Here is a 24,099-nt window from a genome sequence, read left to right as displayed (position 1 = left end):
TAAAAAAGGCACTACTAATCTGACTAAACAAATCCAATAAAGGGGGAGTTATATTGAATTAAATTTAGTAGTGCCGTTAATCTAAATTAAGAGTTGTGTATTGTTTATAATTCGTCTTCGAATGAATCAGAATTATTATTCTCTAACCTGGCTATTTCTTTCGCCATATCTTTCATCGATTGTAAACCAATCTCACAAACTACTTCTGCTAACTCTTCGAGCGAAATACCATCGCGTTCAAAACAAGCATTGGTAATCATAGGCAGATTACAACCTGCTAGAACTTTAACATCACTACGATTGAGCATAATAGATACACCACGATTACACGGAGAACCGCCAGGTACATCAGTAAGAATTAAAACGCCTGAACCATCATTCATCTTCTCAATTGAAGAAAGCATTTGCTCTTCCAACTGCTCAGTTGTCATTGAAGGTACAAAATCAATAAATTCTAACGACTCTTGCTCTCCTACTATCGCTTCTACCGCTGATTGCATACCAGTTGCAAAATTAATATGCCCGGAAACAATAATACCAATCATAATTAACCTTTATTAGAAAATACCGACTAAGTGACCACTAACACCCACAAACAGAGTACCGAAAATAAGCGCAGTTGGTGATTTACCTTTTTTCACTAGATAGTACATCAACCATACTAATGCCATTGGCAATAAGTTTGGCATTAGCTTATCTAACATACCGGTTTGCAAGCTAATATCAGCAGCGCCCGCCTCTAGCTCAATTACCGTTGATACTTTAACGTATTTAGCAACCATCGAACCGATAACGCCAAGACCGACAATGTTTGCTGCTCGGCCTAGTTTTTCAGCTTGATCGGATAACTTTTCAAGGGCAGACACACCTGCGTTATAGCCAAGGAACAGCAACCAAAAGTACATAGGGATACGGTACGATTGATAAAGGATAAAGAACACTAAAACGCCTAATGGGTTGCCCTGCAAAGCAATCGAACTACCAATAGCAAGCGTTAGTGGCAACATCACAGAGTGGTCTAGTGCATCACCCACCCCCGATACAGAGCCCATTGTCGCCGCTTTTACCGACGCAATTGTTGATGGTTTTTCTTTGCTCTCTTCCATCGCAATTGCCAAGCCAAGCGGCAAGGTGAACATCTTAGGGTTTGCATTGTAGAACTGTAAGTTGTTCTTTAACGCCTTCTTAAGGTCTTCTGGATTTTGGTGGATTTTCTTTAGTGCTGGGCTAATCGAATAACAGAAACCACCTGCCTGCATACGGTTGAAGTTAAAGTTACCTTCCATTAATAGCCCACGGAAGCCAATTTTCCACAAGTCTTGTTTGGTAATTACTTTCTTAACTGACTGATCACTATAGCTATCTGTATTACTGATTACTGCACTTACCGCATCTTCATGGTAATGATCAGGGTTCATTGTCATTTCTGCATTAGAGTTCATCGTCAAATACCTGCGTTTGAGTCGTTGCTTGAGGAGTGTCAGACTTTTTGTTGTTCATGTAATCCAAGATAGCCACACAAGTAAACACAAGTGCTGTACCTAGAATTGGCATATTAAAGTAAGTTGAGCATACGAAACCTAAAAAGAAGTAAGGTAGAATAGCCACGTTAAACATTGTACGAAGTAACATTGCAAAACCGACTGCTGGCATCATGCCGCCCGCGATTGCCATGCCTTTCACAATGCTTTGTGGTAGGTATTCTTGAATGAACTCAGCACCAGTGGCACCAAAGTAGATTGCGCAGAAGCCCACCACGCCGTAAAGCAAGGCACGAGCACTAAGACCAATGTAAATTAGCTTATCAATACCTTTTAGGTTGAGGCTCTCTGCATATTGATCCGCTTTTTGCATCATAGGTGCACAAGAAGTGAATAGGAAAAGAACACATGTTTGCATTGCTAACGCGAACGGAATCGCCATACCAATTGCAGCCTCAGGTGTCATGTCGAGTTTAATCGCGAACATAGTACCTACGATCGCACCAACTGTTGTATCCGGTGGCTGAACGCCAGCGTTTGCGACAAGACCAAGCCAAGCGAGTTCAAAAGTTGCACCCGCTATCAGACCCATTTGTAGATCACCGAGAATTAAACCCACAACCGTACCTGTTACCAGAGGTCGGTGGATACCTGTAAATACATCGAATTTATCGATGCCACATAGTGCCGCCCAAACAGCGACTAATATAGCTTCCATTAACATTTTGGTTCACCTTGGATATTAGAGTTGTAAATCTTTAGTCATTTCAAAAATACATTCTTTATCACTTTCAGGCATATGCTGAATTGTGCTTACACTTCCATGGTCACGTAAAACACCAAACGCAGCCATATCATGTTTGTCGACGTTAATATATTTATTAACCGCTACTCTTCCTTCATGGAAATGCATATTACCAATATTTATTTCTGGTAATTGGATTCCACCTTGAACAATTTTCGCAAAATCAGTTGGATTCTTACATAGCAATAATATCTTACGGTCCATACCGGCTTTAGGTAGATTCGCGATCGTTTGATCAATCGTACGGAAAAGAACCGCAAAATCACTACCAGCAGAGGCTTTAAAAGGCGCTTGAAGTGGCTCCATCTGTGCAATTTCATCATTTGCTACCAGAATTGTATTTGCACCGGAATGCTTGCCCCACTGTAGACGAATTTGACCGTGAATTAGACGTTCATCAATACGTGCTAAAACGATATTAGCCATGCATGTATCCTTTATTTATTTGTTAATATTTAGTTTTAATATTCTTACATTATTCAATTCCAATGATTTTTTAGTTTCATCATCCAAATTGTAATCTGTGATGACAGTATCTATTTTATTTGGCTCGCAGGTCCAAAATGAATCGTTATTATTAAAAGCTGATGATTCAACAACTATGGTCAATTTTTCAGATAAATCGCAAAGTAATCTAATCATATCGGCATCAAATTCACTTTTTGAAAACACACCTAACTTAGTGTTGAAACTTTCTACGTGAATAAATGCATTATTAAAACGATACTGCCTTAAACTATTAATCATGTGTGAACCTGTCATTTTCATAAACTCAGTATTCACACGCCCGCCTGTAACGAAAAACTTGCAATCCGTTATGTGAGGGACTTTTTGAATCAAATTGAGATCTCTCGTCACCACTGTGGCGCCCTTAAGATCTTTTAAACACTGCAACGATTTTCGGATTAGTGGACTGCTGTCGACAAAAACCGTGCTCTTTTCTTCAATTGCTTCATAAAAAGCATGCGCTACGTATTCATGAAACTCTGTACCACCGTTCTGGCTTTTTGACGTTGCAGACATCGCCAACTTAGCAAGAACATCGCGATTCACTAGCGCAAAACCATGCGAACGGACGATATAACCGTTTTCATCAAGAAAACGTAAATCTGCACGAATCGTCGCCCCGGTAACATTAAAGTACTCAGCCAACTCATCGACATGCATCTTGCCACGCACACCTACCATATTGGCTATTTCAAGTCTTCGTTCTATGGCTGTTTTCATTCGTGCGCCTCCACTTTCTTTTTCGACGCTTCGACAAAAACATTTTCATTTGTTTTCATTTGACTCAATTCTCTTTCAAGTTTTTTTATTGAGCAATCACTTTTTACTGCAAGCATGATTAAACTCACAAATTTCAGCGATTGAAGTATCCGCATTATAACGCATGCAAAAAACCATGCCATATCATGCGCCGAAACCATATATTGAAGCACTTGGAAATAACTCAATAATGCGAATAAAATCATAAGGTTATAGTTAATTCAATAATGTAATCATGCTTATAGATAGCGATAAAAATGTTATTCGGGTCACACATTAATGTGACTGTAACCGAAATAATTGTGACTCAACTTTCAATTTCACAGATAGAGAAAATCAAGCAGTTGCCAGCTAGATTGATGTTATAGATAATCGCTTTAAGAACAAAAATGAAAGCAAATGAAAATTGAAAAGTGAAAATTTAAAGCTATAGGAGGAAATGATGCGAAGTACCAAGTGGACCTAGGCTATCGAAAACACTGTGACACGATCAGTGCTAGATAGCAGATATGGCATCAGCGATTATCGATGATATATTTTATAGGTGGTATCTTTATAAGTGATAAGTAACGAAGGATGTTGACCAGCGCGCCCACCTAGGCTTATCCAATGCTTTATCGGAGTAACTAGCCTAGTGAGCGTTGAAAAGTAGCAGTGTCAATACGAAAGCACGCATGATAAATGTGATATTAACCTATCATACCTTTCATCACGGGAAGATAAGCCGCACCCAACACGCCGCTTGAATCGCCATGCAGTGCTTGTTTGACTGGAGTTGTGACATTTTTACTAAAGCTGTAGTGTTTCAGCTTTTGCTCAATCAATGGATAGATTGCAGATTGGTTAGAAACGCCGCCCCCTAATACGATCACTTCAGGATCAATTACGTTGACGATGCAACCTAAAACCCTTGCGAGACAATCTGCATAATATTCAACGTGTTCAACGGCATCTTTGTCGCCATCAGCGTATCGATTAAAGATTGCTTTTGCTGACAATTTGTCATGTTTTTGTGCCCAAGTACGCTCAAAGCCTGTACCAGAAACAAACAGCTCATTGCAGTTGTTAGAACCACAGTAACACTGAGTCGCCGGACCATCCTTGTCAGGATCATAACCCGGTAAAGGGTTATGCCCTATCTCACCGCCCAAGCCATGTTGACCATCCACAATGTTGCCATGAATAACGATTCCGCCACCACAACCAGTGCCAATGATCACTGCCAAACATGAATTTGAAGCATCTTTTGCGGCACCGGTTTCAAACTCAGAGATAGCTAAACAGTTAGCATCATTGGTTAAGGCGACCGGGAGGTAATAATGAACTTGCAGATCCCCAAGAAAATCTTCTCCGTTGAGATAAAGAATATTGGCACCTTGCATCTTACCTGTTGCACGATTGATTGAGCCACAACAACCAACACCGATAGACTGCACCTCGGTTGTCTCCATCAAGCTATCAATGACTGACTTTACCGCCACAAGGAAATCATCGTAACCCGATTGTGGCGTTGCCACGCGCAAGCGCTCAACCACATCTCCGCTAACACGCGAAACCACCACGCCTTCGATTTTAGTACCACCGATGTCGAGTCCAATTAGCATAACCTTAATTCCTTTCTTCTCAGAACTACTTTGCTTAGCTTAACTTGTTTGGAAAACTGGTTGTGAGCGCCAAGCTAAAAATCACTCAAGAGCCCTATATTTAATTGGCATCAGTTACACCTTTCTAGGCTCACTTCACCCTTGCCAACAGCGCAGCAACAATTAGTTTAATTGCTCTACAAAGCCACAAAAAATCTTGCGCATTTTTTTTATTAATTCGTCGCTTACATAATTTGAGCTCGATTGTAATATGTAAATTATTGTTGCACGAAAGCGTGAATTGTAAATTATATTAAGCTAGTATCATCGCATTACATTGCACATCATATAGCTAGTTATAAAGGAGTATTAAATGAACGACACTATCAAACAGGCTCGTCTACAAAATAAAATGAAGAACCCTGTTGTCGCGCTAGTCCTAGGTTTTGTAATCCCAGGCGCCGGTCAAATGTACGCAGGAAGCGTTATGTGGGGAGTAATTAACTTGCTGCTCATTATCGTGTGTGCAATCACTGTTATCGCTTCACCCGTTGCTTTCATCTTGTACCTAGTATCACTATTCTTTGGTTACAAAGGTTGTGTTAAGTACAACGAAAAACTGCTAGACGCAGAAGAAGCAAAAGAAGCAACTGCGTAATCATTTATAAGACCCGAGCACTCGCTCGGGTTTTCTCTTCATATTAAGCCCTTACCAAACTTGCTGGCTAGTTTCATAATCTTGGTGCCGACGAATAATCAGCCCGATTATGTTCTTATCAGTTCAGATATAATGCTTTTAGAAAAGTTGGTCATTTCTCCAAGTCAGTTAGCCGAAGAGTGATAAATATCAACAAACACCATCCTCCCACGTTCACTTAACTGCTGTTAATTGCTCAGCGCTATCAGATTAATAGCTAGGACAAATTAGCGCTCAACCCTGTGCAGGCGTACATTCCACTCATCAAAATGATTGGAACCTTTTATGAGCACTGTTACGCCAACTTCAAACACCATCACCTATGCCAGTTCTGCGCCGAGCAGTGCGCTTAAAGGTTCAAGCAAGCGTCTTATTGGACCCGCATTTATCGCCGCGATTGGCTATATCGACCCAGGTAACTTTGCCACCAATATCGAATCCGGTTCAGCATATGGCTACCAATTGCTTTGGGTTGTGCTTTGGGCAAACCTAATGGCGATGCTTATCCAATACCTTTCAGCAAAGCTTGGAATTGTCACCGGCAAAAACCTTGCTGAACACCTACGCGATACTTTGCCAAAATGGGCTGTTGTGCCCTACTGGATTCAAGCTGAGATAATCGCAATGGCAACCGATCTTGCCGAATTTATTGGTGCTGCGGTCGGGTTTCAACTATTGCTCGGAGTCAGCCTGTTCGAAGGCGCGGCAATCACTGCCGTACTCAGCCTCGCGATTTTAACCTTAGGACGCCGTAGCCAAAAACCACTCGAGTTTTTGATAGGAGCGCTACTAGTGTTTGTCGCCGCTATTTATGTAGTGGAACTAATATTTGCCAAGCCAGATGTTAAACCTATGGTGACAGGGCTATTGCTACCAACACTCACCGATCCTAAGCAAGTCTATTTAGCTGCGGCGATCTTAGGCGCGACAGTAATGCCCCATGTGGTTTACTTACACTCTGCACTGTTTAGCGGAAAAAGCACACACAGCACCAAGCAACGCTTAAAAATGACCCGCGTCGATGTATTGATTGCAATGACAATCGCAGGCTTTGTAAACATTGCCATTATCGCAATGGCAGCCGCTGTTTTTCACCATACCGGGCACAGTGATATCGCCAGTATCGAAACCGCTTATCAGACTCTCACACCCTTGTTGGGTAACGGGGCGGCGCTATTGTTTGGTTTATCCTTGATCGCTTCGGGGCTATCTTCCACTGTGGTTGGTACTCTTGCCGGACAAGTCGTAATGCAAGGCTTTGTCCATGTATCCATCCCGCTTTGGCTGCGTAGAAGCATCACCATGTTGCCTGCTTTTGGTTTTATTTCGATGGGGGTGAGCACAACCGATATTTTAGTCGCCAGTCAGGTGGTATTGAGCTTTGGTGTCGCACTAGCAATTATTCCGCTGCTGATACTGACCAGTCGTCGCAGCATCATGGGACATTTTAGCAATCATCGTCTTGTTTCCGCTGTTGGCGGTGTGATTGTTAGTCTCGTTCTTGCACTAAACGCTTACCTGCTTTGGAGCTTAGTTATTTAGTGGCTGATGCTAGCTTGTGTTAACTAACATCTAATCTATCGATTTCAATCAGGCATCCGAACCTTCTTCCGGATGCCAATCTTACATTACGAGATTTTTTACGACTCAGTGATCACCGTTAAATGCACATCTTCTGAGCTCACCTGCAACTCGCCTCCTGAGCCTCGAATTAAACTACCATCAGGGTAAGTTTTACCTTGATACTCAATCGAACCATTCACCACATAACAGAGAAATTCCTGTGGTAGCTGCCATGTTTGCTCTTTTACTAAACGGGCAACATAGATCTTGGTCGCTGAACTGGCTGTATTACCATCAGCAGAGTCACCATAGATTTGGGTGATTTTGCCAAGTTCAATATCATACACTTGATAATCTGCCGGTCCCTCACTGTGCTCAGGTAAAGTCCAAACTTGCAATAAACGGCAGCGGAACTCTTCTGGATTGACTTCATTGTGGCTAAAACCCTCTCCACCCGAGCGCTGCACCTGAACTTGATTTGCAGTTAAAGCTTGCCCATGCTCCAGCGACCCTTCGTGATGCAGGTTACCTTCAAGCATGACCGTAATGACATTAATATGATGATGGCTGTGCATTCTACTTTCACCAAATGGCAGGTAACGCGCATCCGCTAAATAGACAAACTTGCCGAGTCCATCCCATGTCTGTGCATTACCACCAATACGCTTATCGTGCACCATACGCGTTTCTTTAATGCCCGCAAAGCCACCGCGATGCAGTGTATCCCTGTGTAACTCTTGCATTTTTGCTTTCCTATTTTTACTACAAATACAATTGTTAGTTTTCACATCTAATTTACAAAATCACCTGTACGTTCGGACACTAGTATCCTTTTTGCAGCAATTTAGTATGAGTTCTACCCACAAGGCACGCTGCCAACTTGGGAAATTTCAGACTAGAAAATCATCAGGGAGAGTGAACCGTGAAAACCATTTTAACCATCTCAGCCAGTAACCGCGCCGAGTCAATCAATGCCGAGCTACTCAACTATGCCGTCAAGCATATCAGCGGTGTCGAGATCTCTGCCTTAAGCATGCAAGATGTGAAACTGCCATTCTATAATCAAGACCTTGAAGCAAGCGATGGTATTCCCGCACAATTTGAATCGATTAAACCGCTACTCGATTCTGCTGACGGATACCTAATTGCTTGTCCAGAACATAATGGTCTTATGCCGGCAGAATTTAAGAACTTCCTTGATTGGCTATCGCGAGTTTATAGCAGTGAAAAACCAGCGTTTGGTGGTAAACCAATGTTACTCATCAGCACGTCTCCAGGTGAGAATGGCGGTTCAACTAACCTCGCAACACTGGCGCGCTTACTCCCTTGGCAAGGGGCAAACATTGTCGCCAACTATAGCCTAGGTAGCTTTTATCAAACCTTTCAACAAGGTAAGCTCTCCGAGCAAGAGCACGCTGCACTTTCAAACGCAATCAACAATCTAACCACAGCGGTCAACGCAGGTTAACCTCAGATGCAGCAAATCAAACTGATTTCAGAAATTGTCAATCCAAGCTATCTATGCGAATACCAAACTTGGCTTAAGTCGATGAATCAAAGTGTTCGCGCTTATCCGGGCTTTATTTCTCTTGATATCATCGAGCCTCGCAACCAACAGCAACTTGAGTTTCTCATTCTGGTTCGCTTTGACAGTGAGCAAAGCCTAGTGAATTGGGAATCTGAACAATCAACCCGCTCAATGCTGAAACTGTCGCAAAAGTGGCTCAACCGCAGTGAAAATACGCAGGAAAAAATCGCCCCAGAGCTTTGGTTTGGCGTATCAAACTTGCCATCACGACCTGCGTTTTACAAACAAGTAATATTAGGTGTTCTCGCCGTATATCCTTTGGTCACAAGTCTTGGTTTCCTTGTCGGTCCTCATCTAGAAGGACTTGATAAGAATCTCAGCACTTTAATTCTTGTCTCGTTAGTTTCGGTATTTATGACTTACCCTGTGATGCCGATGTTAACGCGATTTTTGAGACCTTGGCTGAATCGTTAGGCAAAAAAAGCATATAAATTGACAAATGTGTTACTTTCACGTTTAAGTAACACATTCATTACATTTGGTAAGATGGCAACTGACACCCAAACCTTGCAACGTCTATTGGATTTAGCCAATCAATGCGTGCAAGCAACAAGTACTCAGACTGATGCACAAAATATTTTGACGCAGTTAAGAGAGCTTATTCCTTACTCATCCGCTTTATTAGCCCTTGACCACAACTCTGATTTTTCATTCCAAACCGAACGACAGATGGTCGTAAAAGATCAACCCCAAGGCTGGATTGATCACTATTTTAAGCAAGAGTACTGGAAAGTAGACCATATTTTGGCACGTATTCAGATCAATGACGGATCTATCTCTTGGCGAGAAAATGAATCCCATATTATCTGCCCCGACTTCGCGGCAGACTACCAGCAAAAACTCGGTCGTGAAGGTTTGTCGATACTGGTGAAAAACGACACCGGCAGTACCATCATCTCGCTCAGTACCGATAACCGCCCTATTAAGGCTGAATATCAATCCAATTTAGATTACATCGCTCCGCATATTCATGAAGTGTTTATGCGTAAAGGAGAATACAACCGATTTGCGCTCGGCTTCCCGCAATTGAAAGCGCGTGAGCTGGAAGTACTTAAGTGGGCAAAGGAAGGCAAAAGTAACTGGGAGATTGCTCAAATCCTCAACTTATCTGAACGCACGATTAAGTTTCACTTTACCAATATTTTCCAAAAGCTAAATGTGGTCAACCGTTCGCAAGCCGTCGCTCGTGCAGTCCATGCCAAGCTGATTGAGTTGTAGCATTCAGTTGTTAGACCGTCTATAGAATAAAAAATGCCGCTCATATCAGTGAGCGGCATTTAGATGAATAACTTAGTGTTATTGCCTGTTAAGTATTTGCTGTTTAGAGCAATACCAAGTTAAGCGATAAACTGAGCCAAGATGATAACTACACCACAAAGTGTTGCTGCTGCCATTGCGATTGGACCACCTTTAACACGGTATAGGTGCGCTTCTTTGTGCACTTTACGAGAAGCGATAGTCATAGCAACTGGTAGGAAGATAGCAATAACAACTAGCGCGATTGCTGCATAACCTAGAGCCATGATAAAGCCTTGTGGGTAGAACAAAGCAAACGCTAGTGGTGGAAGGAACGTAATCAGAGCAACAGAAACACGGTTACCTTTCAGCTTGTCTTTAGTTGTATCACGTAGGTAATCGAATAGACCTAAGGAAACACCCAAGAAAGACGTCACAAGTGCCAAGTCAGCAAATAGACCGATCATCACAGCAATATTCGAGCTACCTAAAGTTTCACCCAGAATTGCAATCATTGCACCTAGTTCACCGTTCTCCATAAGAACGTCTTGTTGAACAACGCCAAGCGTACATGCCAACCAGAATAGGTAAACCACTAGTGGGATACATGAACCGATAAGCATTGCGGTACGTAAGCTCTTCGTCTCACCATCGAAGTAAGTAACGATTGATGGAATAGAACCGTGGAAGCCGAATGAAGTAAAGATTACAGGTAGTGCTGCGAAGAACAGACCCCAGCCTTTTGGTGAAGCAGCAAGCAACGTGCCTGAAATGTTAGGGCTCAAGAAAACTAGAACAGCAGCCATTGCTACCATCATAGCACCGAACAAAACACGGTTTACTTTATCCACTACTGCAGTACCAGCTGCAACAAGCGCCGCTACGATAGTAACGAAGATCAGAGAGCTCATCCATGCAGGGATTTGGATACCCGTTAGCTGGTCTAAACGTGTAGCCATGTTGCTACCGCCACCAGCAACGTATGCCGCACATAGCGCATACAGAAGCATAAACGTCGCGATTGTCGCTGCAACTTTACCAGGGTTACCTAAAAATTTAGTAGAGAGAGTGTGTAGGGTCGCTGAACTGTCAGCATGTTGGTGAACTTCTAGCATCAACATAGAGGTGTATGTCATTAATGCCCAGAAACCAAAAAGTAGTAGAACAGACACGCCAAAACCTAAACCTGCTGACATCAGCGGGATAGAAAGCATACCAGCACCGATAGATGTGCCAGCGATGATTAAACCGCCGCCAATCACCTTCGAGGTGCTGTTTGTCGATGTTGTTGTGGTTATTTCCATATGTTGCCTTTTTATTATTAACAGTAGGTACTGGCACTTATTAAATAGAGCATTTCGATACTAGAAAAGAGTATGACGAATAAACGCAATTGGATTACTTGTATATAATAAACAACAGAAAAATTAATTAAAAAGTGAGAGATCACATCTCTTTTATTTAAAAAACTAAGAGGTCAATATCTAGCATTGAGTGACGAAATTTGCATCAACACTGATAAATGGGAGGTCACAAACACTTTTACCACGTACACTCTTTGTACGAACCATGTACATTTTAATGTACATGAGCATGTATTAGGCTGTTTATGTATATTTAATCAGACAAATTGATAATTGAGGGTATATTTTATTTATCAAAATATTAATTAGACAACATAGTACTTAATGCAAATTTTACATTTATTTAATCTTATCAGTTAACCAATTTAAAATAATAATCATCAAATCGATTAGTTTTCTTTCTAGCACTCTATTTTAAATCGATAATTCAACTCTTCATGCTTTATTTTATAAAACACCTGCTAACTTATATTTATCTGCAACAGAAAATATGCGCTTCTATCGCCTTGGATGCTTAAAGGTTAGGTGATCAAACTCACGCCACTAGCCAAATGAGTAAAAATCATTACAATACGCCGGTTTTGATTTTCTAAGTAGGTACGAAGTGAAACTGGGCAAGCGATTAGCGCAAATAGAACAAATGGTCACGGCTGGCTATACACATATTTGGGACTGCTGCTGCGATCATGGCTTGCTTGGCACTGCGCTACTCAACAAACACACCAATTCCAACGTGCACTTCGTTGATATTGTGCCCGAATTGATCACCGGCGTGACAGGTAAACTGCAGCATTTTTATCCTAGTGAGCAAAAGCGCTGGCATACGCACTGTATCGATGTTGCAACGCTGCCGCTTAAGCAATTTGCAGGCAGCCATCTAATCATCATTGCTGGCATAGGCGGCGACTTAATGATTGATTTCGTCTCGGCTATCGTCGAGCAGCATCGTGGCGAGCAGATCGACTTTCTACTCTGCCCTGTCCATCATCAATTTAAACTTAGACAAAGCTTACAGCTGCATCAGCTCAGTGTGATTGACGAATGCTTGATGAAAGAAAATCAACGTTTTTATGAAATCATGCTGGTGTCTACTACCGCAAGCAAAGGCAATGTAATCAATTTGGTTGGCGATAAAATGTGGCAAGCGGTGAGCCAAGAACAAGCTCATATCGGGCGAGAATATTTAGATAAGACATTGCGTCATTATCAACGCATACAACAAGGCAAGAAAAAAGATGTGGCTCAAATTGTAAAAAGCTATCAAGCAGTCACACTTTAAGCAAGGTGGTTCTCCCTCACCTTGCTAGCATTGGCTATTTTAGCCGTGGCGAAAGTCATATTTCAGCGGCTTAACTACGCTATCAAGCCCTTCAATTTTGAGTGCTAGGCACAACTTGAGCAAATCACCTAACTCACCCTGCGGCCATCCCTTCTTATCAAACCAAAGTAAGTACTCTTCCGGTAGGTCGATCAACACTCGACCTGCGTACTTACCAAATGGCATTTGCATACGCGCCAATTTCAGTAGATTCTCTTTCTCTAACATCACTATGCTCTGTCACTCGTCGTCGGCGCAGCATAGCACTGTTCACTGCGCTGACAAAGCCTCGTTTTGGCAACTCTTAAGTCAGCCTGAATACAAAGCTTGCTAAGGACGCTGCCAACCATCCAGTGTGATCGCCAAGCGATCAACCCAATAGTTGATGGCATCTTTAGCATCATCAAGAGAATCAATCATAGTGGAGAGATCTTTATTACCTGCTTGACGGTCAATCGCGGCAAAAAGCGCTTGACCACTCGACGCATCGCTAACCAAAAGCTCGATGCTCGCGCTGCCAACGTTGGTGTGCTCACCGGTTGTCACTTTAGATATGGTTGATAGCGCCAATCCGAACGGTAACACGCTACTTGTCACAGCTAAAATAGGATTTGGTGTTTCAACATTACTCAAGGCAATACTTAGCCTTAGGGTACGCGGACTAGCTACTTCAACGACGCTTTTGTACGGATCGATCGCTTGTTTAATTCTTGCAATCAGATGATTGGACAGCTCTTCAATCTCTGCAGACGATAGCGTTTCTTCCCCAGCAACCACGATCACCTGATCGATAATTACCGAATCATATTGCGCTAACTTGGCATGCAAGCGTTCCGGATCGCGCAGTCCAAGTTTTGCCCATACTAAGTCGACGCCCCCATCAGGACCGGGCTGAAAATCTTCGTAAGATGTAAATTTGGTCGCCTTAGCAATCGGACCCGATGAACAACCAACCACAACTATGGATAGCAATCCCAACGCAAACGCTCTCATTCTCATCGACTACTCACCTTAATCTAAAAAGCCACAATTAAGGAATGATATACCATATAAGAGTGGATATCAGTGCAAGCGATTAAAAATCAAGCAGTTCATGATTTTATACTGCCTGAGGGCGCCTTAGCGTCTCTTAGCGATATTTTTAGTGGGTTACGCGATGTAAGTACTCAACAACAACTTGGTTGCCATCGATATACGCACGCTTAATCTCACCATCAACCGTCATTCGACTTTCAAGATAAACTTCTTTTACTTCTGGTTGCGAACGCAATGAAGGAACAACACGGTCAGATTCTAGATTGAGTAGATGACAAAAACGCGAAATAAACGCCATAGAGAGCGGGCGCTCACCACGCAAGATGCTGGAAAACTCGAGCTGACTAATACCAAGCTTTTTGGCAAATTCCATTTGCGTCAGGCGCATTTTAGATTTTTGAGACATCCAAACGTGATACAAAGCTTCGCTGTCTTTAGCGGTAAATTCCATAGTGGGTTCCTATTTCTACACTGCGCAGTTAACACTAACCGCAATTTCCTAACTCGCCTTATAGTGGCGTAGGTGATTAATTATTTGCGCGCATTGTGGCGAAATAGCCAAATGAAATGTCAATGTTTGGTAAGCGCCAGATAAGAGTTATGGCAATTAAACCACTGACGTGAGGCTGATCGACAAAGGGCTAAATCGCTTAGCTCTAGGTACAAAAAAAGCGGGCTGTAACACCCGCTAAGTTATCTAACTGAAATCACTGAATATTAAAGCCAACTCGCAATAAGCATTTTAAACCAATCAATAATACGCTTGAAAATGCTTCCTTCGTCGACGCTTTCTAATGCCGTCAACTCAGCTTTGGCGACTTCGTCACCACCCACAGTGTAAACAACCTCACCGACCACTTGACCAGCTTGGATTGGAGCGACTAAATCACCGTTATAAACCAGTTCAGCTTCCACTTTATTGACGTCGGATTTTGGCAAAGTCAGGTAAATATTTTCTGCACTGCCTACTTTCAAGCTATCCGACTCACCCATCCATAGGCGCGCTTCACTAAGAGGTTTCCCCTCCGAACTGGCTAACACAGTGTCATAAAATCGGAAGCCATAACTAAGTAACTGCTTACTTTCTGACTCACGGCTTTTAGTGCTGCTTGAACCCATCACCACCGAAATCAAACGCATGTCGCCACTGGTTGCAGACGTCGCCAAACTGTAGCCTGCTCCACTGGTATAACCGGTTTTCATACCATCGACATTCAAGCTTCTATCACGTAGTAGCCCGTTACGGTTGTATTGCGTTATACCGTTATAGGCGTACGAGGTTTCACTATACAGTGGATAGATATCAGGCAAGTCGCGGATGATCGCCTGGCTTAACAAAGCGATATCGTAAGGCGTTGAGTATAAACCCTCGCTGTCTAAGCCATGCGGATTAGTATAAGCGGTATTATTGAGCCCCAGACGTTTAGCCCAGCTATTCATTAAGCCAACAAACGCACCTTCACTGCCAGCAACGTGCTCAGCAATCGCTACACTGGCATCATTGCCAGATTGAACAATCAGACCGCGATAAAGATCCATCAGCGATACCGACGTACCCACCTCGATAAACATCTTTGAAGAGTCAGGAAAATTCTTTGCCCACGCATTTTGGCTAATGGTCACGTTATCTTGCAAAGTCACATTGCCCGCGTTGACCTCTTGCCCAGCTACATAGGCAGTCATCAGCTTGGTTAAACTGGCTGGATTTAGAGGATCATGTGCATTTTTCTCTACAAGCACTTGTCCAGTATTGAAATCCATTAGAATGTAGCCTTTTGCACCAATCACCGGCGGATCGGGAGTAATAGAAGGCGCAGCTAACACAGCTGAAGAACTAAAGGCACTGACTAACAAAGCAGATTGTATTAAACGTTTTGTTTCCATGGCTCTCTACCAATTAAAAGACTTGTTTCAGTATATTGAAAGCGTAGGCGCTTTCAGCAGCTCTGTTACGCTTGGTTACTGTTATACAAGATTTGTGGCAAAGAAATGTGAACTCGCTTATGCAACTGTTTTAAAAGACACAAAAAAGCCAGCTCATTGAGCTGGCTCTAATGCAATAGATTATTTCTGCTTATGCAGCTTGTGGCACTTTCGTGATTGAGTCTCGGTAGCTAAACCACAAGTAAGTGACAACAATCGAGAAGAATAGGTAAGACAAGGCAAACACTAACGGTGAAGTGATCAACGCTTGTGAAATACCAAACGCTACGCCCGCAACCGTGATGGTTAGCTTAGCAAACAAACCGCAGATTAAGAGAAATAACGCAAACTGTGGAAAACGAGAGGTTCTAAATGCAAACCAGTAACAGCTACCTACTGCGAGTGCCGCTACGCACAAACCTAACATAAATGAATGGAAATGATCCGCTGATGCTGCGCCAGCTGATAGTGATGCCATTAGAATCAGAACTAGTTTCATAGTGCTTACCTTTAAAAATCGTTAAAGCATCCTTTCATAAATGAAAACTCATTTTTCGCACATTTTCTCACCAAATCCGTAAAGTTCAAGCGCTAATTTCTATGCTGTCGAAGCAAAAAAACTAATAACACCACCATTTCCACATTTTATTAACATGCTAAAAGCTCATTCTTCTTTTAAAACTGAAAGTTGCACTAAAACCTATAGAAAAAACCGCTATGTTAACATTTAATTAACATGCGAATTCCAGCGAAATGAACATAGAAAAATGTGACATAAATGGCATGACGTCATAGTAAGCTGCAAAAGAGCACGCTTATTTGACATTGATTGTTAGCAGAGCTCTAGTCGCAAGGATACGCTTGAAAACAGTTGGGCACACAACAGCACTTGATGAACATATTACTTATATTGCTTTGTCATAAAACAGGTACAGCGCAACGATATATGTTATGCACATCACGCTTAGAATGTAATATTGTTATGCAGTTCTTATTCCAAGAAACATAGAATTATGACAAATGTAAGTAAGTCAGTATTAAATTCCAGTCATAATTTACGCGGACGATATTTAGTTCAAATTATTAGTTTAATTTCACTGGAATTATATTGACTTAGATTGGTTAAACCTTAGACTGGTTGTTAGCTAGAAAACGGTTCTTGTCTAGAACGCCGTTTCGTTGGAACTCGAGTATTTCTGTCGTAACGTCGTGCGCAATAGCAATCTCCTTTTCCACGCTATCCGTGCCGCTTGAGGCGTAACAGAGAAATACATAGGAAAGACAGATGTCAGATACAGTGACTGGTACAGTAAAATGGTTCAACGAAACTAAAGGTTTTGGCTTCATCAAGCAAGAAAACGGTCCAGACGTTTTTGCACACTTCAGCGCAATTACTGGTGACGGTTTCCGCACTCTGGCTGAAGGCCAAGCTGTTGAATTCAGCATTACTCAAGGTCAAAAAGGTCCACAAGCTGAGAACATCAAAGTTCTTTAATTTGTCGACAAAATCGATTCTAATAGCCAGCTAATTTAGCTGGCTATTTTCATTTTTGTGGCAAATAAATATGGCACTCAAACCAACAATATATAAATTCCGTATCGCTTTATCAGATACCAACCGTGATTATTATGACTCGTTGTCATGCACTATTGCTTTGCATCCATCAGAGACCGTGACCCGCATGATGGCGCGAGTGATGGCATTTTGTTTAAATGCTTCACCAGAATTAGTCTTCACCAAAGGCTTATCAACCATTGAGGAGCCGGATCTTTGGCATAAAAACCTCGACGACACCATTGAAGAGTGGATTGAAGTTGGCGAACCTGCGGTTGATCGCGTTAAAAAAGCCACTCGCCTGGCGAAAAAAGTTCAAATCTATGCATTTAACAGCAAATCAGATGTTTGGTGGAATCAATCTAAGTCGAAGTTAGCGTCACTAAGTGCAACAATTCACCAATTTGATGCCAATAGCATTGAAACACTAGCTCAAACCGTTCAACGCGGCATGGATCTCTCAGTGATGATCACAGGTAACAGCTTATTTGTAGACAGCAGTGAAGGCTCTCACGAAGTGACTTGGGAAACCCTACAGCGCCATGATTGAATTAGAACAAGCCATTTGTGATATTCAGGCTGATAAACTTTCTGTGGTGGATTTTACCAGCCCACAATGGCAATCCTTTTCCACTGCTAACGCCATGCTATTTCGTAAGGTGCAGCTAGCCAAACCAGAGAATCACCTTACGCATCACCTATTGGGCTTGTTAACTAAGGCACATATCGAAACATTAAGCCGAGTCACCGCGCATAAAGACTCGGTGGATGCGATGCAGCAAGCATTCGATGAAAACCTCGGTGAGGATCATGCTGCCCGCTTCCAATACCAAGATGGTCTGCAACTCGTGCTTGTCACCCATTTGTGGCTCTACTTACAAGGCTATTTAGGAATGGATTTTAGTCTCGCCAACGATCATGCCGAGCAGACAGCCTCCACCCTTGTCACAACAACGGGTAAAGATGTTCACCAACTTCGTAGTGAGTTTATGGCAAGTTATTATCAAGCTCGGCAGTTGACTGAAAATAAAGCCGACAGTGGTGGTTTACTCAGTTGGTTAAAAGGCTTGTTTCAGCGTTAACTGACTATTACCAATTCATCTTTGCGCTTTAGCTATGATGGCTTCTAACATCAATGAAGCCATCTGTTCTCTCACTCAATCCCTCGCTTAGTATTGCTTTCTTATGCGATTATTAGTTGTTGGTCGCTCAAAAACACCTCTTCGCTCAACGCAAAATCAACACATAAATCTTGCGCCAAAAATACCTATCAGGTATTAAGCATTTATGCTTGTTGTGAATGTGTTAACTATGAAAATAAAAGAGCATTACAACCTAATCTTCTTCCTAATTTTGAGTTACTTACTAACAATTATTGGGGTAGAAACCAGAAAAGCCTTAATCGAAACTGACGTCGCGATGCTGTTTCTATTGATCAATCTTGTCAGTGGCTTATTTCTCAAGCCTCGTGATGCTTACCTAATTTTCGTTATTAACATTTGCGCCTTTCACTACTTCATCTTACCCGAGTTCAACTCGTTTAAATTTCAAAGCGCGCATTACCTAGTCACCTATGTTGCCCTCGCATTGAGTGGGATTTTTGTCGTCCAACTGTCACAATCACAACGCAAAGAGCTACACAAAAATCACCAACTCACCCACGAGCTTGAAACTCGTAACACCTTAGCCCAGCACTTTCTTGCGCAAACGACATCAGAGCAAATTGCCAATGCGGCAGTCACGTTTTTAGCCAAGCAATACCAAATACAATCAGCAATATTTACAATCCAACCTCATTGGCACTGCCTGGCGAAAACCGACCAATTTGATAACGCTTGGCTTAACGACTGTCAGCAAACACAGCCACCCGCATCGCTAAGCTATTTATGGTTTAGTCATGATAATAAAGCGCTTGGCGCACTGGTTATCGAACAGTATCAAGAGAAAAAAATCGATGCTTGGTTTTTATCCCTCGTATCTCTCTCACTTGCTAGAACCAATGCTATATTGGCTCAATCTCAAGCGGAAACCAATCATCAAGTCGAGCAAGTTCGTTCAACCTTGCTCGCTTCTGTGTCACACGATTTAAAAACACCCCTTGGCGCCATTATTGGTTCAGCTACCACCTTATGCGATGACAAGCTGCAACTGAAAGAAGAGCTCAAACAAGAGTTACTCCACTCTATCGCCGCTCAAAGTGAGCGCTTAAATCAAAGCCTAACTAAATTATTAGACATCACCCGTTATACAGCGACAGATCTGGTTCTCAACCGAGAATGGCTAGAGCCAGAAGAGTTGCTGGGAAGCGCAAGACAAGAGTTACATACTCTACTCAGCTCGCATCAGGTACACATCTCAGGTCCGCCAATGCTGGTAGAACTTGATGCGCTTTTGATGGAGCAAGTGTTGTGTAATCTGTTGGAAAACGCAGCGAAATACAGCCCAGCCAAGAGTGATATTCATATTACCTATCAACACAACGATGGTCACTTTGTCTTAACCATAGCGAACCCTTGCACTGCCCTCGCCGAGGAGGAGCTTGAGAAAATCTTCAGCCGTTTTTATCGCATCGACAACAAGCATGTCGAAGGAACCGGGCTTGGTTTGGCGATCTGTAAAGTGATTGTCGAAGCTCATGATGGCAGCATCCACGCCGACAACCTTACTGACTATGGCATTCAATTTACCCTTAGCATTCCTTGCGGGCTATTTGACCTACAGAAGTACAATAACGATGAACAGTGAAACAAAAATACTCATTATTGAAGATGAGCAACCAATTAGCCGCTTTTTGAGTATCCTGATCGGTGGTCACGATTACTCAGTTAAAACAGCAGACTCGGCCAAACTCGGTCTTCAGATAGCGGCGAACTGGTCTCCTCACCTTATCTTGCTTGATCTTGGATTGCCTGACTTAGATGGTTTGAAACTTATAGATCAAATAAGAGCGTGGTCCAACACCCCAATCATAGTGATATCGGCAAGAAACCAAGAGCAAGACAAAGTCGCCACGCTGGATGCCGGAGCGAACGACTATCTAACCAAACCCTTTGGCAGTGAAGAGCTACTTGCCAGAGTTCGCGTCGCATTAAGGTTTGCCCATCAAGAAAACATCGCCACTCCAACTCGTTTTCAAATGTCGGATATCAGCATCGATTTGGGATTACAAAAAGTGATGCAGGATGGGCAAACCATAAAACTGACCAAGACCGAATACAACATCTTAAAGTACTTATGTAAAAATGCGGGCAAGGTGCTCACTCACCGACAAATATTGAAAGAAGTCTGGGGAAACAACTACATCGAGCATTCGCATTATGTGCGCATTCACATCGCACAATTGCGCCGCAAACTGGAGCTAGACCCTGCTCAGCCGTTACACATCATTACCGAAACTGGCGTTGGTTATCGCTTAATCAATACAGTCGCCTGTGAATAACCGACTATTTTTATAAAAAATTTATATCGCTGAGCAAAACCATACAACAAGTTTACTTAATAGTATTTAGTATTACTCGTACCTGATAAGGCATAGCAATGCCTCCGGTTAGTTTGTTCTAACTATGGAAGGTGTCACTATTATTTACTTATGTATTTATTCCCGATGCACTGCATCACGTTCCACCAGTAGTTGTAGCCAGCTACTGGTTTTTTTTCGCTTCTGTTTCTATTGGCATAAACCCATCACATGTTGAATGACGCAATTAATTGTCATGATTAATAATTCTATTAAATGCTGAATCTTTATATTTTCTTTATACCCTAAGCCAATTCTTTATATAAACCTTAGCCCTCTCATTTTTAATTTATTGTTAAATACAAACCAATCCACAACATATTGTTAACCATTGCCGTTGTCGGATGCTCTGTCCTGCTCTTTGGGCAAGACACGTGAAGTAACCCTATAAAAATAAAGCAATATCGTCAGCTCAATTAGAAGCCTAAAAAGGAAACAATAATGAATAAGAACGATAGCGTACCTCTACCCACCAATACCCGGGAATGGCTAATCAATCGCAACAGCTTGATCATCATTGCCGACATCCTGATCTTCGCCTTGATGTATCTCACTCTACCGTTTGAACCAAACGTAGTGCTTGGATTAAGTATTCTGGTTTTCATCGCCATTTTGTGGCTAACCGAAGCGCTGCACGTCACCGTTACGGCGATTCTCGTTCCGGTACTTGCAATTATTTTTGGCGTATTCAGCACTCAAGCAGCCTTAAATAGTTTCGCTAACTCCATCATCTTCCTTTTCCTTGGCGGCTTTGCTCTTGCTGCAGCGATGCACCGACAAGGTCTTGATCAGGTTATCGCCGACAAAGTGCTCATCATCGCCAAAGGACAACTTAGCGTTGCGGTATTTATGCTGTTTGGCGTAACCGCCATCTTATCAATGTGGATCAGTAATACCGCCACCACGGCAATGATGCTGCCTTTGGCATTAGGGATCTTAAATAAGGTCAATGAAAAGAGCGGTCACAGCACACATGTATTCGTACTGCTGGGGATTGCCTACAGTGCCAGTATTGGTGGGATGGGAACGATCGTTGGTAGTCCACCCAATGCCATCGCTGCAGCTGAAGTTGGGCTGACGTTTACGCAATGGATGAGCTTTGGTTTACCGATTGCCGCCGTGTTATTGCCTGTGTCGATTGTCGTACTGTATTTCTTACTTAAACCGGATCTTAAAGGTGACTTTGAATTAAATACAGCAGCGATCGATTGGGATAAAGGCAAAGTGGTTACCCTTGGTATCTTTTTGACCACAGTTACTTTTTGGATTTTCAGTACCCCTATCAATGCCATGATTGGCGGAATCAAGAGCTTCGATACCGTCATCGCTTTAGGTGCAATTTTAGCAGTGAGTTTTTGTCGCGTGGTGCATTGGAAAGACATTGAGAAAACCACTGACTGGGGCGTGTTGTTGCTGTTTGGCGGCGGTATCTGCTTAAGTAATATTTTAAAAGCAACCGAAACCAGTGCATTTTTAGCCACCGCGCTCAGTCAAATTGTTGCCGATTTAGGTATTGTGCTTGTTGTCGCCATGATTGCTACCTTTGTGGTGTTTTTAACCGAGTTTGTTAGTAATACAGCCCTGTCTGCATTGTTTATTCCGTTGTTTGCTAGCGTGGCTGAAGCATTTGGCATGTCACCAATTATGCTGTCAGTACTAATTGCGGTTGCGGCTTCTTGCGCCTTTATGATGCCGGTCGCAACACCGCCAAATGCCATCGTGTTTGGTACTGGCAAAATTGCGCAAAGTGAAATGATGCGTGTTGGCTTTATTCTCAACGTCGTGTGTATTGCCATCCTGACCATTATCGCCGTTACTTTCTGGTAACATCTCTCTTTCAAAAGGAAAAAACAAAGCTCCCGTTTGGGAGCTTTGCTTCATAAGTAACAAGCTTTACAAGTAAGCGTGAGGACCAAACACTTCATAGTGAATACGCTCCCGTGCAACGCCCATCGCATCAAGTTGTTTAACGGCAAATTCCATAAAGGCAACTGGACCACATAAATAAAACTCACCATCATCGATTGGTAATGATGCCAGTTGAGTCAGATCCATCATGCCATCTTGATCGCGATACCATACTTGGTGTTGCCAACCATTTTCTCCGATCAATGCTTCTGTCTCATGTGCGAAAGTATGTTGTTGCTGAGATTCACAGGCATAGTAATAGCTGACATTGTTTTTACCTTCTGCCGCCAATGTTTGCGCCATTGCTTGAATCGGTGTTGCCCCTACTCCAGCCGCGATTAGCACCACTGGCTTATCAGTCACTTGGTAGAAAAACTCACCCGCAGGTGGATAAACCATCACCGAGTCACCCGCTTGCAGTTCATTATGCAGGTAATGCGACACTAACCCTTGGTAGGAGTCTTCACTGTCATGTATTCCTTCGCGCTTAACCGAAATACGGTAGCTGCTGCCATTCGCCGCTTGAGACAGAGAATATTGACGAATTTCGACATGCTCACTTTGAGTTGGTTTAACTTCAATACCTAGATACTGCCCTGGTTGAAAATCGGCAATTGCCTCACCATCAGCAGGACGAAGCTCAAAGCTGGTAACCAACGCCGACTCTGGCGTTTTCTTGTAAATCACGAACTCACGTGCACCGCGCCAACCGCCATGAGTCGCAGCATTACTTTGATAGATTTCTTCTTCACGATTAATAAATACTTGGGCTAAAAATAGGTACGCAGCCGTCCATGCTTCTTCTACTTCTTGGGTAAAGGCTTGTGGCGCAAGCTCACGTAGCGTCTCAATCAAGTGGTGACCGACGATTTGGTAGTGCTCGGCTTGAATGTTAAAACTGGTATGTTTGTGCGCAATACGTTCAACCGCTTGAGTTAAGGCAGACAAATTCTCAATGTTCTTCGCATACGCCGCAATCGCTTCAAACAGGGCAACGCTCTGACGTCCCGTTTTTTGATGCGTCATGTTAAAAATATCTTTTAGCTCCGGATTGTGGCTAAACATGCGTTGGTAAAAGTGCTGGGTTAACGCAGGACCCGCGCCCTCTAGTAAAGGAATGGTGCTTTTCACTACAGTGATATGGTTTTCGTTGAGCATAAGAGTGTTTCTCCTGATTTTTTATACCCCAGCGACGACAATTTGCTCGGGCATAGTTCTCTATTATTGAGAACTTACACTGTAAGAGCAGGAATGATGCCA

Annotated in this window: 26 protein-coding genes; 12 read left to right on the top strand and 14 right to left on the bottom strand. The window is 42.7% G+C overall.

The genetic code is table 11. From position 1 onward, the window contains the following. Nucleotides 1-104 precede the first annotated feature (104 nt). The 6 genes from agaF to DPF93_RS07505 form a co-directional block, all read right to left on the bottom strand. Complete coding sequence (gene agaF, locus DPF93_RS07535; RefSeq protein WP_114765594.1) at nt 105-545, bottom strand: PTS galactosamine/N-acetylgalactosamine transporter subunit IIA; 441 nt, start codon at nt 543-545, stop codon at nt 105-107. 12 nt (nt 546-557) lie between these two features. After that, nucleotides 558-1,442: a PTS system mannose/fructose/sorbose family transporter subunit IID gene (locus DPF93_RS07530; protein WP_114765593.1), complete on the bottom strand. Its 885-nt coding sequence runs from the start codon at nt 1,440-1,442 to the stop codon at nt 558-560. Next, nucleotides 1,432-2,205, bottom strand: coding sequence for a PTS N-acetylgalactosamine transporter subunit IIC (agaW, locus tag DPF93_RS07525; RefSeq protein ID WP_114765592.1), 774 nt, complete (start codon nt 2,203-2,205; stop codon nt 1,432-1,434). Before agaW ends, DPF93_RS07530 begins: the two co-directional genes overlap by 11 nt. 18 nt (nt 2,206-2,223) lie before the next feature. Next, the gene (locus DPF93_RS07520; RefSeq protein WP_114765591.1) at nt 2,224-2,712 is read right to left on the bottom strand and encodes a PTS sugar transporter subunit IIB; all 489 of its coding nucleotides are present in this window, start codon (nt 2,710-2,712) and stop codon (nt 2,224-2,226) included. A 15-nt stretch (nt 2,713-2,727) separates the two neighbouring features. Continuing rightward, nucleotides 2,728-3,513, bottom strand: coding sequence for a DeoR/GlpR family DNA-binding transcription regulator (locus DPF93_RS07515; RefSeq protein ID WP_114765590.1), 786 nt, complete (start codon nt 3,511-3,513; stop codon nt 2,728-2,730). A 728-nt stretch (nt 3,514-4,241) separates the two neighbouring features. After that, nucleotides 4,242-5,156 carry an ROK family protein gene (locus DPF93_RS07505; protein ID WP_114765588.1) on the bottom strand — a complete coding sequence of 305 codons (915 nt, stop codon included), beginning with the start codon at nt 5,154-5,156 and terminating at the stop codon, nt 4,242-4,244. Between the two features lie 352 nt (nt 5,157-5,508). Here DPF93_RS07505 and DPF93_RS07500 point away from each other — a divergent pair, with 352 nt between their 5' ends. Then, nucleotides 5,509-5,793 (top strand): hypothetical protein, encoded by a 285-nt coding sequence (locus DPF93_RS07500; protein ID WP_114765587.1) that lies wholly within the window; start codon nt 5,509-5,511, stop codon nt 5,791-5,793. A gap of 324 nt (nt 5,794-6,117) precedes the next feature. After that, nucleotides 6,118-7,374 carry an Nramp family divalent metal transporter gene (locus DPF93_RS07495; RefSeq protein WP_114765586.1) on the top strand — a complete coding sequence of 419 codons (1,257 nt, stop codon included), beginning with the start codon at nt 6,118-6,120 and terminating at the stop codon, nt 7,372-7,374. A gap of 98 nt (nt 7,375-7,472) precedes the next feature. Here the strand turns inward: DPF93_RS07495 and DPF93_RS07490 are convergent, their stop codons facing one another. Further along, a complete protein-coding gene (locus DPF93_RS07490; protein WP_114765585.1) occupies nt 7,473-8,138 on the bottom strand; it encodes a pirin family protein in 666 nt (221 codons plus the stop codon). Between the two features lie 179 nt (nt 8,139-8,317). Between DPF93_RS07490 and DPF93_RS07485 the strand changes: the two genes are divergently transcribed. From DPF93_RS07485 to DPF93_RS07475, 3 genes are read left to right on the top strand one after another with little or no spacing between them, the layout of a single operon-like run. After that, on the top strand, nt 8,318-8,863 hold the full coding sequence (locus DPF93_RS07485) for an NADPH-dependent FMN reductase (protein ID WP_114765584.1): 546 nt from the start codon (nt 8,318-8,320) through the stop codon (nt 8,861-8,863). 6 nt (nt 8,864-8,869) lie between these two features. After that, a complete protein-coding gene (locus tag DPF93_RS07480) occupies nt 8,870-9,397 on the top strand; it encodes a putative antibiotic biosynthesis monooxygenase (protein WP_114765583.1) in 528 nt (175 codons plus the stop codon). 27 nt (nt 9,398-9,424) lie between these two features. Beyond that, nucleotides 9,425-10,201, top strand: a complete 777-nt coding sequence (locus DPF93_RS07475) for a helix-turn-helix transcriptional regulator (protein WP_244204699.1) — start codon at nt 9,425-9,427, stop codon at nt 10,199-10,201. A gap of 119 nt (nt 10,202-10,320) precedes the next feature. On the opposite strand, the gene DPF93_RS07470 is transcribed toward DPF93_RS07475, so the two are convergent. Further along, a complete protein-coding gene (locus DPF93_RS07470) occupies nt 10,321-11,523 on the bottom strand; it encodes an aromatic amino acid transport family protein (protein ID WP_114765581.1) in 1,203 nt (400 codons plus the stop codon). A gap of 664 nt (nt 11,524-12,187) precedes the next feature. On the opposite strand from DPF93_RS07470, the gene DPF93_RS07465 reads away from it, so the two are divergent. Beyond that, entirely contained in the window at nt 12,188-12,862 is a 675-nt protein-coding gene (locus DPF93_RS07465) for a tRNA (adenine(22)-N(1))-methyltransferase (protein ID WP_114765580.1), read from the top strand. 39 nt (nt 12,863-12,901) lie between these two features. On the opposite strand, the gene DPF93_RS07460 is transcribed toward DPF93_RS07465, so the two are convergent. The 5 genes from DPF93_RS07460 to DPF93_RS07440 all read right to left on the bottom strand — a co-directional run bounded on the left by DPF93_RS07460 (nt 12,902) and on the right by DPF93_RS07440 (nt 16,358). Next, entirely contained in the window at nt 12,902-13,129 is a 228-nt protein-coding gene (locus DPF93_RS07460; RefSeq protein WP_114765579.1) for a DUF3820 family protein, read from the bottom strand. A gap of 102 nt (nt 13,130-13,231) precedes the next feature. Beyond that, entirely contained in the window at nt 13,232-13,900 is a 669-nt protein-coding gene (locus DPF93_RS07455; protein WP_425275296.1) for a DUF3313 domain-containing protein, read from the bottom strand. Between the two features lie 142 nt (nt 13,901-14,042). Then, nucleotides 14,043-14,387: a helix-turn-helix domain-containing protein gene (locus tag DPF93_RS07450; protein ID WP_114765577.1), complete on the bottom strand. Its 345-nt coding sequence runs from the start codon at nt 14,385-14,387 to the stop codon at nt 14,043-14,045. 266 nt (nt 14,388-14,653) lie between these two features. Then, on the bottom strand, nt 14,654-15,820 hold the full coding sequence (locus DPF93_RS07445) for a D-alanyl-D-alanine carboxypeptidase family protein (protein WP_114765576.1): 1,167 nt from the start codon (nt 15,818-15,820) through the stop codon (nt 14,654-14,656). 190 nt (nt 15,821-16,010) lie between these two features. Beyond that, on the bottom strand, nt 16,011-16,358 hold the full coding sequence (locus DPF93_RS07440; RefSeq protein WP_114765575.1) for an NADH:ubiquinone oxidoreductase: 348 nt from the start codon (nt 16,356-16,358) through the stop codon (nt 16,011-16,013). Between the two features lie 786 nt (nt 16,359-17,144). Between DPF93_RS07440 and DPF93_RS07435 the strand changes: the two genes are divergently transcribed. From DPF93_RS07435 to DPF93_RS07405, 6 genes are all read left to right on the top strand, one after another. Then, nucleotides 17,145-17,354, top strand: coding sequence for a cold-shock protein (locus DPF93_RS07435; RefSeq protein WP_114765574.1), 210 nt, complete (start codon nt 17,145-17,147; stop codon nt 17,352-17,354). Nucleotides 17,355-17,424: 70 nt separating this feature from the next. Beyond that, nucleotides 17,425-17,964, top strand: a complete 540-nt coding sequence (locus DPF93_RS07430) for a YaeQ family protein (RefSeq protein WP_114765573.1) — start codon at nt 17,425-17,427, stop codon at nt 17,962-17,964. After that, nucleotides 17,957-18,496, top strand: a complete 540-nt coding sequence (locus DPF93_RS21310) for a hypothetical protein (protein ID WP_164675335.1) — start codon at nt 17,957-17,959, stop codon at nt 18,494-18,496. The genes DPF93_RS07430 and DPF93_RS21310 overlap by 8 nt, the downstream gene beginning before the upstream one ends. Before the next feature lie 229 nt (nt 18,497-18,725). Beyond that, a complete protein-coding gene (locus DPF93_RS07415; protein WP_114765570.1) occupies nt 18,726-20,159 on the top strand; it encodes a sensor histidine kinase in 1,434 nt (477 codons plus the stop codon). Continuing rightward, entirely contained in the window at nt 20,149-20,853 is a 705-nt protein-coding gene (locus DPF93_RS07410) for a response regulator (protein ID WP_114765569.1), read from the top strand. The genes DPF93_RS07415 and DPF93_RS07410 overlap by 11 nt, the downstream gene beginning before the upstream one ends. A 519-nt stretch (nt 20,854-21,372) precedes the next feature. Further along, the gene (locus DPF93_RS07405; protein ID WP_114765568.1) at nt 21,373-22,758 is read left to right on the top strand and encodes an SLC13 family permease; all 1,386 of its coding nucleotides are present in this window, start codon (nt 21,373-21,375) and stop codon (nt 22,756-22,758) included. Between the two features lie 66 nt (nt 22,759-22,824). Here the strand turns inward: DPF93_RS07405 and hmpA are convergent, their stop codons facing one another. Then, nucleotides 22,825-24,015, bottom strand: a complete 1,191-nt coding sequence (gene hmpA / locus DPF93_RS07400) for an NO-inducible flavohemoprotein (protein WP_341866791.1) — start codon at nt 24,013-24,015, stop codon at nt 22,825-22,827. Between the last annotated feature and the right edge of the window lie 84 nt (nt 24,016-24,099).

This window comes from Vibrio rhodolitus (assembly GCF_003350325.1).
Classification (GTDB): domain Bacteria; phylum Pseudomonadota; class Gammaproteobacteria; order Enterobacterales; family Vibrionaceae; genus Vibrio; species Vibrio rhodolitus.
The sequence above is the reverse complement of the archived record's forward strand: the minus strand, read 5'-3'. Positions and strand labels throughout refer to the sequence as shown.